Below are 12957 nucleotides of genomic sequence, written 5' to 3'. Positions count from 1 at the left end.
GTTGTTGAACACCTGCAGAAGTGCTGCGCATCCCGAGAACAGCAAGATCAGGGAGCACCCGCATTCCAACCCAACCAGCCGGTCGCCCTATTGTTGCTCATTTTTTTTTAACCGGCGACGACAAAGGCCAAAACCTCACCATTCGTCGGCAGCGTCACCCGCCCCTCCCGGATCAGGACCCCAGCTTGGTCTTCTCGCCTTTGAAGCTGGCGGTGCGCTCGTGATAGACAAACGACCAGGGCGAGATCAGGTTGACCCAGCCCGCTTTCATCGCGCGCATGCAGAAATCGTTTTCTTCCCCGTATCCGCGCGGAAAGCCCTCTTCGTCAAAGAGCCCGCACGCGTCGATCAGGGCGCGGCGGATATACATGCAGAACCCCGAGCCGGTGGGCACTTCGGGGGGCGTGCAGTCAAATCCGGCCTCGACCATCAGCAAGGCGTATTCATCCAAGCTCAGGTGATCGGGTTTGGGGCAGTATGCGTTGAAGGTGGGGAAGGAAAACGCGCCTGCATTGTCGCTCATCGCGGTGACGGTGGCGACCTTGTCGCGGCTATAGGCGGTGGCGCGCAGCCCTTCGAGCCATCGCGGCGTGACCACCGTGTCGCTGTTGAGCAGCACGACATCGTCCTCGCCGGCGGCCCTGATCCCGATATTGATGGTCCTGGTATAGCCTTTGTTGGGATCGTTGCGCCGGATCGTCAGGCCGGGGGTGCCTTCGAATTCTTCCAGCATCGGGGCGACGTCCGGTTCGGGGCTGCCATCGTCGATGACCAGCACCCGGTGGCGATCCAGATCGGTGTGGCGCAGCACCGATGCCAGGCAGGCGCGCACCTCGTCGGCGGCGTTATAGACCGCGATCACCACGGTGGTGCGCGGGGCGGCCCCAATGGTCTGGGCGATCAGCGCGGGGGCGGGGGGTGTGTCCACCGCCCCGGTTTCTGTCTCGGCCTCTGCGGTGTGTGTCATCGGCCGCCCCAGAACCTGGGCATAGCTTTTGGCCAGGGCGGTGCGCAGGCTGTCCTGCGAGAAATGCGCGGTCACACAGGCCCGGCCGGCCTCGCCCATCTCGGGGATCCGCTCGGATGCGGTGCACAGATCGACCACCGCGCGGACCACGGCGTCGATATCGCGGTAGGGCACCAGATATCCAGTTTCGCCATCCCGGATCAGCTCGCGCAGGGCACCCCAGTCATAGCCGATCACCGGACGGCGGGCGGCCATCGCCTCGGCCACGGTGCGGCCAAAGGATTCCGCGAAAGACGACAGGTTCAAAAGCACGTTGATCTGCGACATCGCCGCGCGCGGGGTGTCGGCATAGCCTGCAAAGACCAGGTTGTCGGGCCGCACCCCGCGCGCCACCTCGTCCTGCCACAGCCGGGTCTGATCGGTGGCCGGGCCGATCACGACGAATTTGGCCCGGTCGGTCAGCGGGGCGGCGCGGCGCGCGGCCTCGACGAAATCGGTGACCCCCTTGGCGGGGATGTTCGAGCTGACAATGCCGAACTTGATCGTGTTGCCGAATTTGTTGCCCATGTCGAACGTCTCCAGCGTGACCGCGTTGGGCACATAGAGCGTCTGGCCGGGGCGGTGGAAGAGATCGCAGGTGGCTTGCGAATTGCCGATCACCCAGTCCGAGCGCTCAAACACCGTGCTGATGATCTCGGGCGCGGGCACGGCCATGCGGTTCAGCAGCTTTTCATCGAGCGAGATCAGCTCGCGCGAATGGGTCACCGTGGTCCGGCCCAGGGCGCGCCCGGCCTCCAGCGGTTCGATCAGAACGATGGTGTTGGCATGCACCACATCGACCGCATGGCGCGCCAGGATGTCGGCAAAGCTCAGCGTCAGCCAGCCATAGCGCTGGCGTGCATCCATCCATTGCGGATAGGCGAATGCATAGATGCCCAGGCAGTGTTTGCGGATCTCGTCGAGATAGGCGGCATTGTTGTCGCTGGGCAGGGTGACGACGATATTGACCGGCAAGGTCGCCATCGCCTGGATCACGTCCAGCAGGCTGCGCTCACCGCCGAAAAGCTGATGTCCGGCCACATGGGCACAGACCAGAACGGTGGGCCGATCGGGCTCTACCGATTGCGCGCCCGCGTACCAGACCGGCGGGGCCAGCGCCGCGCCGTCGCGGGCCAGCGGATTGCCGACATGATCCAGATAGGTGCCGTGGCGCGGCAGACGCGCTGTGCCGGGGGCGACGGTTTTCAGCGTGGTGCCGGGCACCGCGCCGGCGGCCGATGAGAACGCTTCGAGATAGCCCGTCCCCCAGCGCTGGTCGGGTTCGAGATAGGTGCCCTCGGCCCATTCGTTCCAGGCATTGATGAACATCAGCGTGTCCGCGCCTGGAGCGTGCCGCGTGTCTTGTTCCAGGATGCCCTTGATCCAGGTGCGGAAGCCGTAAGGCGTGGCGCCATGGAATATCCGCGCATCGGTCAGCCGCCGGGCGGTGTTGTCCCAGCCCAGCATCGCGCCGCGATGCACCGGCCAGTCATAGCCGGTTTCGTATTTCTCCAGGTCGCCTCGGACCACCGCGTCATAGCTGAAGACCTCGCCTCCGAAATCGCGGTGCAGGTCGATCACCTTGTCGCGCAGATCCTCGCGCGGGGCCTCGTGGGGCGGGAACATCACATAGGCATCGAGCCCATGTTCTTCGGGCTGGCCTTCCAGCATCTCCAGCCCGAACCGGACCGCACAGAGGTGGATTTCGCCCAGACCCGCGGCCCGGCATTCCTCGCGCCAGATCCGGGCGGTCTCCATCCAGTTGGGGATGATCGAGATGCGATAGACCATCATCACCGGTTTGCCGTTATGGCGGATCCAGCGCGGGTCCTTCATCATCGGGATCAATTCGCGGATCAGGTCGCGGTTGCTGTCCAGCGAATAGTCCTGCTTCATCAGAACGTGGCGGTTCTGGCCGTCCCAGTTGCGCGACCAGTTCTCGTTGGCCCAGCAGACGCAGAATCCCGCATCGGTTCGGGTCGAGCGGGCCATCTGCTCGATGGGCTGGTTCAGCAGTTTCTTGCCGTTGAACCAGTAATAGTAATAGCAAAACCCGTTAATGCCGAATTGCCGCGCCAGATCGGCCTGGGCGGTTTGGGTGTCTTCGAGCCGCAGATCGTAAAAGCCCAGATCGGCGGGCACACGCGGCTGGTAATGGTGCCGGAACAGCTGCCTGCCGCGGATCACGTTGGACCATTCGGTAAAGCCCTTGCCCCACCACAGGTCGTTTTCCGGGATCGGGTGAAACTGCGGCAGATAGAACGCGACCGTCTTGACCGACCGTTCGGCGGCCTGGGCGGGCACGGCTTTGCGCGTTGTGGCGGTCTGCATCCCCGCCTGGTGGGCCAGCTGCGCCAGCACGCCCAGAACGGTCGCGCGCCCGGGAAAGGTCTTTTGGGCGCCATCCGGGGTCATCTCGACCGGGCGCAGGGCAGTTGCCAAAGCGCGCAGCAGCAGCGGTTTGATCAGGATCGCGGGGCCGGTGACGCCGGGGATATCCGTTTGCGCAAAGTGCAGGCCCAGCCGGGGCAGGATGACCTTCAGCGCATAGACCAGGGCGGGATCGCTTTGGTTGCCCAGCGGTTTTACCGCGGGTCCCGACAGGCCCCAATCGGCATCGTCGGCAAAAGGCTCCAGCTGCGCGACCATCTGCTCGGCGGCTTTGGAAAACCCGGTCTTGTCGGCAAGATCTGAGGGCGAGAGCCAGAGCACGGCCCGGTAATCGACCAAGGCGCCCGATCCGGCAAAGCGGACGAATTCGCGGGCATTGGCCGGCGGATCCGCCGCTCCGAGATAGCCTACCGAAACCGATTGCGCGGGCATGTTCGAGAAATCGAAGGTTTCGGTGCCGGCCAGGAACACATCATGGGGGGTGGCGATCCGGGCGAGCACATCCCGGGCGGCCAGCCAGTCTGCGGGGGCCGTGGCGTTGACCACCACGGCAATCTCGGCCATGGGCCGCAGACCGCGCTGCATGAACGCATCGGTCGCGCGACGGGCAACCCAATGGGCGTCCTGGGGCCGGGTGCTGGGCGCAAAGCCGGTTGTATCGGTCGCGGCGGCCGTCTGGGCAGGCTGGCCCGGTTTGAAGGGAGCGGGCGTGCCCGAGCGTCCCTCGGCCGCACCATAGCGGATAAAGTGCAAAAGCGGATGCAGATCGCTCTCGCGGACATCGGGATAGCCTGCCAGATAAAGCGCGGCGCTGAAACCCGGCCCCGGATCGCGATAAAGGCGCAGCCCCAGCCAGGTGAAATGTTCGAAAGGGTCCATCCCGGTTGCGGCGACATCGCTGTAGTTCTGAACGTACCATTCGGGGTCAAACAGACCGGAAGCTTCAATTTCCTGGGCGATATCGGTATCTGTCACATCAGGGCCTTTAATTTATTTGTTTTAATGTTTGCCACGTTGTTTATGCGCCCAGATAGAGAGGGTCTAGGGTCGGCGCGCTATTCGCGACCGGCTTTCGCCGAGCAGGCTTTGGAACGGTGTTGAACACCGCCGCCGCAACGGGTGCTCCGGCCTGTCCGCAGGGCGTGTGCCGCCGGTCCGCGGGAGCATGAAAGCCACGGGCATTTGGCGCCGCCGCTGCGGTCCTGACGGCAGAACACGGGGCAGAGAGGGTTGGATGTCTGCCCAAGTCCCGATCCGACATCCGGTGTCAGGTGTCGGTCGCTGGGCTCAGAGCAGCAATTCTGGCATTGGGCACACGCCCTTCGGCATTCCCGAACATGATGAAATGCGCCGCCGCCGTCAGGCCGGTTCCGACAACATCGGGATAGTATTCCAGATACCAGTCTTCGTCCAAAATCGCTGTTGCCCTGAGCAGTGTCAACTGCCGGTTCAGAATCGTGCGTTGTGGCAGATAAGGCCGCCTGGTCTGATCCAACAGAACCGAGAGCATCTGCTGTATCTGACCGGGCAGGGTATTGATCCCATGGATCGTCGTCTGCAGGGCCTTGACCTGGTCCGCAAGTGCGGCCTTGTCCGCTTCGGCACGTTTCAGCATATCGGTAAAGACCGTCAGCTCGTTGAACCGGGCTGTCAACTCGGATCGCAGCCTCTTGTTTTCTTCGGTGGTCTCGGCGTGTTGCTCGGTCAGTTCCTCAAGAGCCGCCAGCAGCTGATTAGAGGTTTCGGTCGCGGTTTGAGTGGTCTGGCGTTGCTGGGCCAGCTGATCGGTGACCGCTCTGTGTGCGGCGTGCTGGTTTTCCAGCTCCCGTTCACAGTCCTGGACCAGGGCCTGCGCGGAAAGCAGGGCCTGCGCGGTGGCTGCCGCTTCTTCCTGAAGCGCTGCCAATGCTTCGGCGGCGTGTTGAGCCGGACTGGCCGCGTCTTTCAAGGCGTCTTTCTTGGCTTTTTTCATCTGTCGTGCAGCTTCTTTTAAAGGGTCGCGAGGATTTACGATGTTTTGCCGTATGCGGTTACGGCTTTTGGGGAGCGTTCTGCCTGGGCAGGTTTGCGGGTTTTGGCACCCTTGCCGGTGAGGTGTCGATGGGGTTTCTCAATGGGTTTACCTTTGATCCCGCGCGACTGTCTGGCCGTTGCCACGCAGGACGTCAAACAGGCGCCGTAGAGGTTTCATCAGGCGCCAGCTCGTACTGTTGTGTATCGCGTCCAGCCGAGCCTGAAGCTCTTCGATTTGGATCTGTTGCGCGGTCTCGCGCTGGATGTGCTGGGCATCGCGCTGCAAGATCTGGGACTGGTTTTGCTCGATCACTCTTTGAAGTTCGGCTTCCTTCGACCGCAATGCGGCTTCTGAGTCCGCTCCGTGGCGTGCGATGCCTTCCAATTCGCGATTCCGTACCTGGATCTTCGTCAGTATCTTCGCAAGATCGCCCAGTTCGCGGATGCGGACCTGCCCCGCGGTCTGCAATGTTTCGATCTCTCGCGTGGCCTGGTCGCGCGCGGCGATTGCCGCGGCGGCCTCCTGCCGTTCCATCTCCAGGATGCGCGCCGCCTCGGTGTATTGCTCGGTCCGTTCTTCAAGCTGCTGGGCGCGGGTCTCGATCTCGACGCGCAAGGCCTCGATCTCTTGCTCGGCCTGGTCGCGCGCAGCGATTGCCGCGGTGGCCTCCTGCCGTTCCATCTCCGCGGTGCGCGCCGCTTCGGTGTATTGCCTGGTCTGTTCTTCGAGTTGCCGGGCGCGGGTTTCGAGATCGATCTGCAATGTCTCGATCTCCCGCTCGGCCTGGTCGCGCGCGGCGATTGCCGCGGCGGCCTGTGACAGTTGGTGCTGTGTGTCGCGCCATGACGACGTGACCGTTTCCAGAACCTCCGCGATGACTGCATTCTGTCTTGCGCCAGCATCGGATTCGGATCCATCAGGAAAACTGATCTTTTCGCCTGTCATCTCGTGATAGAGTTCACCCGCAAAGCCGATCCATTTCTCACGTTCTGCATGCAGAGCCTGGGTCGTGGTAAGCAGAGACTTGATACGTGCTTCCGCGCCGATCTCCAGTTTGCGAATATGCTCCCGAGCGACCTCGTGATCGTAGGTGCGTCTTTGCGCCTCCCCTTCGAGCCGCGCATTCTCGTCAGTCAGCGCCTTGAGCTCTTCTTCCGCGCGTTTTGCGCGATCCAGGGTATCGGACGCTTCCACACGACGCTGGGCCAGGGCGCTTTCGGTCTGTGACAGGGTATTGCGGAGATCGTTGAGCTCCTCCTCCAGTTCGGCGATCCGGTCCTCGCTTTTGGAAAGGTCTTCCTGAAGACGCTCGTGTTTGTGCCGTGTCTCTTCCTTCTCGGCGCTGTGCTCTCGGAGTTGCTCTTGCGCCTTGGCAAGCTGTGTTTCGTGTTGAGCGAGCTGTTCGCGCAGCGCTTCGATGTCCTGCTGGCCGGCCTGCAGGGTCTGGGCGGTTTCCTGGCCGGTTTTTCGTGCGTCGGCCAATGCCTTTTCGCGCGCGGCGACGGTTTCGGTCAGACGAGAGAGCTCGGCCTGCAGGACGTTGACCTCTTCTTGGCTGGCCTGCAGGGCCCTGGCGGTTTGCTTGCTTGCCTTTTTCCTGTCGGCCAATGCCTTTTCGCGCGCGGCGACGGTTTCGGTCAGACGGGAGAACTCGGCCTGCAAGACCCTGACCTCTTCTTGGCTGGCCTGCAGGGCCCTGGCGGTTTGCTTGCTTGCCTTTTTCTTGTCGGCCAATGCCTTTTCGCGCTCGGCGACGGTTTCGGTCAGGCTGGAGAACTCGGCCTGCAGGGCCTTGAGCTCTTCCTCGCTTTTCTCCATTGCACGCTGGGCTTTGGCTCTCGCGTTATATTGCTGGTTGTATTTCTGCTCGTGCGTTGATTGTTCCTGGCTGAGCTGCTTGATCCGCATCTCAAGCTCGGCCGTTTCGGATTGCGCACGATCTTTCAATCCGGCGATCTGCTCTTCGAGATCCTTGGTCCTGGCCGTCAACTTCCTGGTTGTAGCATGCTCCTTTTGAATGAGTTGTGAGAAGATCGGCGTGGCGGTATCCAGCTCTCTGCGTATCTTGTCGAGGATCTTGTAATCGCTCTTTTTCTCACCGTGGGCGGCCCATCGTTCAAGAACGGCATAGGTTTTGCGTACCCAGTCAGACATGACCGGGTTGTTGATCACCTTTTCCGGGACCTCTGAGAAATGCCGCAGTTCGGGTGACAGGAACTCTTCTATCTGTGTGCTTGAATGGTTCTGGAAATTGGGAAACGTGACGCCCAAACCCTTCTGAAACCGGACGATCTGAGTGGGCCAATCCTTCAAAATCTGATCGTAGCTGGTGAAGACGCGGGCCTGATCTCGTGTGTGGTACTCGGCGTTGATCACGTAGCGCAGCCAGATGATCATGCCTTCTGACAGGTCTATGCCGTTGCGAGACTTCAGGGACTTGGCAACTTCCAGAGGGTTTCGGTGCGTCAATATAGAGACAAAGGTGAACCCTGCCGCCGCCACAGCGGGTTGCCAGATCGGGAGCAGGCGGCAATTCCGGGGGTCTTTGAAAACCGACAGCGGAGCCTCACCGAATTCGCCGATCAGAAGATCACGGGCCTGGTTCAGAAAGCTCTCTCCGATCGGGGATTTGAACCATGCCGGATCGACCCAACGCCAGTCATCCCAGCGCGAGCCCATTTCTTCCAGCATACGGTCGTTGAACTTGTAGATCGCGGAGCTTTCGAAATGCCCTTTGGGATTGCTGTCATCGGCCTGCAACGTATGGCGCGGCAGATCACATCCAAGATAGTGCAGAATGCCAGATAACGCGGATGTGCCCGAACGGTGCATGCCAAGCACCCCAATCATGTATTTTGGGGATTGCGAACGACGGGTAGCGCCTTTGGCTGTTGTGTTCATATTGAGCTACACTCTCAATTCTCTCGATCCCAGGCGGATCCTTTTTCAAAGCCCTCCATATCGCTGTACGAGAGCATTTGTCTATTGGCTGTGGGCAACCTTGGGCGGATGAGGTGCCCTGGGGGGGAAAGCCTCAGCAAATCTGGGGGCAGCTCAGACCGGTGACCTCGCGATGCCAAAACAACATCTGTTCTGAAACCTCTGCGAGCAGAAAATAAACATAATAACTCTTATCCGTTAAGTTGATGTGTAGCCGCAAAGCTAAACTGTCACCCATGAGCAATTCAGGAATGTCACTCTGCCCTCAAAATCAATGAGGTGAGCGGACATGGGATGGGTTTTGATGAGCGAGCGCGAGCTGAACCGGGTCGAGGTGTTGAGCCAGGTGTCGCAAGGCCGGATGACGGCGCCAACTGCGGCAAATGTTTTGGGTTTGAGCCGCAGGCAGGTTCACCGACTTCTGAAGAAGTTTCAATCAGACGGTCCGGCGTCGATCCGACACAAGGCACGTGGCCGGGCTTCGAACAACCGGATCGATCCAGCGGTTCGGGACTTCGCAATGACGCTGGTTCGAGAGAACTACATCGACTTCGGGCCGACCTTTGCCGCCGAGAAGCTCGGAGAGGATCACGGTCTGAAGGTCTCGCACGAGACACTGCGCAAATGGATGATCGAAGATGGTCTTTGGCTGCCGCGGAAGGAACGCCGCAAGTTTCACCGGCCGAGGCTGCGCCGGGAATGCTATGGCGAGCTGATCCAGATTGACGGGTCAGATCATCACTGGTTTGAGGATCGCGGGCCTGCCTGCATCCGACCTTAAGGTGTCATTCTGCCCCCAGCCGGAACAGACCCCTTGTGCGGAGGAAAATGAATGGGAAAGCACTATAGCCAACTGAGCCGGTCAAAGCGCCTATAATCTCTGGGCTGTCGGATAAGCCTCACCGGGCAGATGCCCGCTCAGGTTCCGTAATACTCTTTGAACCACGCGACAAACTGGGCGATCCCGTCCTGGATATCGGTCTGGGGCCGGTAGCCGGTCAGCCGCTGCAGCAGGGAGGCGTCCGCCCAGGTCGCCGGGACATCGCCTTTCTGGATATCCATATAATTGCGCACCGCCTTCTGACCGAGGCATTTCTCGATCTCGTTGACAAAATCGAGCAGCCGGACCTTTTCGGAATTACCGATATTGACGATGCGATATGGGGCAACCGGGGACAGGCTGTCGCCGGGGGCGATGTCGTCCTTTGACGCCGGGCGCTGGGGGATGACATCGATCAGCAGCCTGATCCCGCGCACCAGATCGTCGACATAGGTAAAGTCGCGATACATGTCACCGTTGTTATAGATGTCGATCGGCCGCTGATTGAGGATCGCGTCAACGAATTTGAACAGCGCCAGATCGGGCCTGCCCCAGGGCCCGTATACCGTAAAAAACCTGAACACGGTCGTGGGCAGATCCCACAGATGCGCATAGGAATGCGCCATGCTTTCATTGGCCTTCTTGGTTGCGGCATAGATCGTAAGCTGGGTGTCGGCCTTTTGCGTCTCCTGGAAGGGCATGTCGTCATTTGCCCCATAGACCGACGAACTGGAGGCGATCAGCAGATGCCTGACCTTCAGCCGCCGGGCCAGTTCGATCACGTTGAAGGTGCCCACCAGGTTGGAGTCGATATAGGCGCGCGGATGGTCAAGGCTGTAGCGGACCCCGGCCTGTGCGGCGAGATGCACGATCACATCCGGTTTGAACGCGTCAGCCGCCTGATCCAGGGCCGCCTGATCCTCCAGCATCCCTTCGGTTGCCGAGAAGCCGGACATCTGCATCAGCAGGGCATGACGGTGCTGCTTCATTGCGACGTCGTAATAATCCGTCATCCCGTCATAGCCATGCACCTGGATCCCTTCGGATAACAGCGCCCGGGCCAGGTGAAAGCCGATGAACCCTGCCGTGCCGGTAACGAGGATACGTGTCATGCAAGCCGCTTGTCTTGTGGGGGATGTGTGATCATGAATATGGGTCCTGCCTGCACCCATCAACTGTTATGCCCGGCCGGGTCCGCATCGCGCACCGGCCGTCTGCTATGCCGTCTGGTACGGAGAAAGCCCGGCTTTCGCAAACCGCTTTATTTGCGCCCGCCCGCGCCTTTCGGACCCTGCGGGCCTCTGGATCGTCTTGCATGACCCAGGCGGGGGCGATCGGGGCGGTGGCGATCGAGAAAACTCGTCTTGAATGCAGTTTAAAGGCCGCGCGGCTGCCGTAATCCGGTCCGCCCCCCTGCCCGGCTGCCCGGTCACGATGCGCCCTGAAATCGGGATCAGCTGTGAGGATACGGGATGCTTTCTATCGATGTGGTCGCCAATCTGGCGGTGCCGGGCCTGCCTGCTGCCGCCCCCCTGACCAATCTGGACATCATCGTGCAGGACGGTGGGATCTGCCTGATCGCGGCCAGCGGCGTCGGCGGCGGTCTGGCCGGATTTTCGGTGCGCCCCGACCTGCCCGCCCGGTTCGTCGAGTACCGTGATCATGGCGCGGACGGGGCCGCCCTGTCCGGCATGACCCTGGCGTCCTGGACCCTGGGCGATCAGGCCTATGCGCTGAGCACCGGGCCCGGTCTGGGCGCGGGTCAGGCCACCGGGCTGCGCGCCGATGGCGGGTTGCAGGCGGCGGTTGATCTGCGCCCGGCCCCCGGCCTGTCCTGGCAGCCCGGAGAGGTGGCGGCCCTGCCCGGCACTGACCTGTTCGTGGCCCGCGATCTTTCGGGAACCGGGCTGGGCGTCTACCGGCTGGGTGCCGATCTGTCGGTGCAGGCGGCAGGCCCCGCGCTGAGTTTTGCCGGGGCCGAGGCCATCGGCGCGCTTGCGGTCACCCAATCGGGGGTGGTGCTGATCGCCCAGCCAGGCGGTGACAGCGTGCAGGCCCTGCGGCTGGACAGCGAGGGTCGCCTCCGGCCTGCCGATACGCAGGGCGCGGCGGACGGGCTGGGTATCGGCACGCCCATGGCGCTGGCCACGGTGCAGGTGGCGGGGCGCGATTATGTGGTGGTCGCCGGATCGGGCAGCAATTCCCTGAGCGTGCTGCAGGTGGACGCAAACGGGACGCTGACGCCGACCGATCACGTGCTGGACGATCTCGGAACGCGCTTTGCCGGTGCCGCCAGGCTGGCGCTGATCGAAAGCGGCGGCTGGAGCTTTGTCGCCGCCGCGGGCTCCGATGACGGGCTCAGCCTCTTTGCGGTTCTGCCGGGCGGGCGGCTGTTCCATCTGACCAGCCTGACCAGCACGGCGGCTGCGGATCTCGGCGATCCCGCCGCGCTGACCGGCGTGGTCACGGGAGACCGGCTGCAGCTGTTCGTCGCCGCCGAAGGCCGGGGCGATCTGACCCAGCTCAGCGTCGATCTGTCGGGGCTGGGAGAGATCCGCGAGGGCTCGGGCGCGGTTCTGGAGGGCACCGCGTCGGACGATATCCTGATCGCCGGTCATGGTGGCCAGACGCTGCGGGGCGGGGCCGGCGCGGACAGCTTTGTATTCCTGCCCCAGAATGCCGATGCGGACGGGTCACTGGGCCGGGTGGAGGATTTCACACCCGGCACCGACCGGCTCGATCTGTCGGGCCTGCCCTTTCTTTACGATGTCAGCCAGATCGCCTTCGACAGCGACAGCGACCGCGATGCGCTGGTGCTGCGGTTCGGGGGGTATCGTGTGGAATTGGCGGGGGCCGGTCTGGACCCCGAGGCGTTCCGTACCGCCGATCTGCTGAATGCGCAGCACGCACCGTTGGGCAGCTTTGATGGCCCGTTCGAGGAATCCGGCAGCGGCGACAGCGCGCCGCTTATCGGAGCGGAGGGGCCCGATGTCATCTTCGGCACTCCGGCAGCCGACGACATGCGCGGCATGGCGGGCGACGATACGTTGAACGGGTCCGGCGGCGATGACAGGCTCGCGGGTGGCGCGGGGCGCGACGTGCTGATCGGCCAGGCCGGGGCCGACCGGCTGGATGGCGGCGCGGGTGACGATGTGCTGAATGGCGGGTCGGGCAACGATCTGCTGGAGGGCGGCGGCGGATATGACACGGCCCGGTTCGATGTCCCGCTCGCCTCGGCGACGATTACCGGGGAGGGCGAGGCAGCCCAGGTGGTCTCTGCCGATGGCACCGACAGGCTGACCGGTATCGAAGCGCTGCAATTTACCGATGCGACCGTGTTGCTGGCCGATCTCCTTGCCCCCAGCCCTGTCCCTGCTCCCGACCCGGTCCCCGGCGCAGCGGGCGACGATGTGCTGGAGGGCACCGACGGGGCCGACACGATCTATGCGGGGGCCGGCAATGACACGCTGCGGGGCGAGGGCGGCGATGACGTTCTGAACGCGGGCGATGGCAGCGATGCCGTGAATGGCGGCGCGGGCAATGACACGATCCGTGGGGGCGAGACCGAAGCCGACCGCCGCGACACCATCTTTGGCGGTGCCGGTAATGACAGCATCGACGCAGGCTATGGCAACGATCTGGTTTACGGCCAGGACGGCAACGATACCATCGCGGGCGGGTTCGGCGCGGACGAGCTCTTTGGCCAGAACGGCAATGACGTGATCACCGGCTCGGCCTTCTCGGACCTCGTCTTCGGCGGCGCGGGCGACGATTTCGTCAATGGCG

General features: G+C 62.6%; 5 protein-coding genes and 1 pseudogene. 2 read left to right on the top strand and 4 right to left on the bottom strand.

Annotated elements, in window-relative coordinates; translation table 11 throughout:
* Positions 1–172 precede the first annotated feature (172 nt).
* From HEP69_RS23320 to HEP69_RS23310, 3 genes are all read right to left on the bottom strand, one after another.
* The gene (locus tag HEP69_RS23320; RefSeq protein WP_290560919.1) at positions 173–4372 is read right to left on the bottom strand and encodes a glycoside hydrolase family 99-like domain-containing protein; all 4200 of its coding nucleotides are present in this window, start codon (positions 4370–4372) and stop codon (positions 173–175) included.
* 292 nt (positions 4373–4664) lie between these two features.
* The gene (locus tag HEP69_RS23315) at positions 4665–5369 is read right to left on the bottom strand and encodes a hypothetical protein (protein WP_290560918.1); all 705 of its coding nucleotides are present in this window, start codon (positions 5367–5369) and stop codon (positions 4665–4667) included.
* Between the two features lie 147 nt (positions 5370–5516).
* The gene (locus tag HEP69_RS23310; RefSeq protein WP_290560917.1) at positions 5517–8243 is read right to left on the bottom strand and encodes a hypothetical protein; all 2727 of its coding nucleotides are present in this window, start codon (positions 8241–8243) and stop codon (positions 5517–5519) included.
* A 397-nt stretch (positions 8244–8640) separates the two neighbouring features.
* Here HEP69_RS23310 and HEP69_RS23305 point away from each other — a divergent pair.
* Positions 8641–9120 (top strand): annotated as a pseudogene (locus tag HEP69_RS23305) (helix-turn-helix domain-containing protein); the annotation flags it as partial.
* A 149-nt stretch (positions 9121–9269) separates the two neighbouring features.
* On the opposite strand, the gene HEP69_RS23300 reads toward HEP69_RS23305, so the two are convergent.
* The gene (locus HEP69_RS23300) at positions 9270–10283 is read right to left on the bottom strand and encodes an NAD-dependent epimerase/dehydratase family protein (protein WP_290560916.1); all 1014 of its coding nucleotides are present in this window, start codon (positions 10281–10283) and stop codon (positions 9270–9272) included.
* Positions 10284–10643: 360 nt separating this feature from the next.
* Between HEP69_RS23300 and HEP69_RS23295 the strand changes: the two genes are divergently transcribed.
* The coding region (locus HEP69_RS23295) for a calcium-binding protein (RefSeq protein WP_290560915.1) at positions 10644–12957 on the top strand (2314 nt) is incomplete at its 3' end.

This window comes from Aestuariivita sp. (genome assembly GCF_021404545.1).
Taxonomy (GTDB): Bacteria; Pseudomonadota; Alphaproteobacteria; order Rhodobacterales; family Rhodobacteraceae; genus Aestuariivita.
This window is presented reverse-complemented; position numbering and strand designations above follow the sequence as displayed.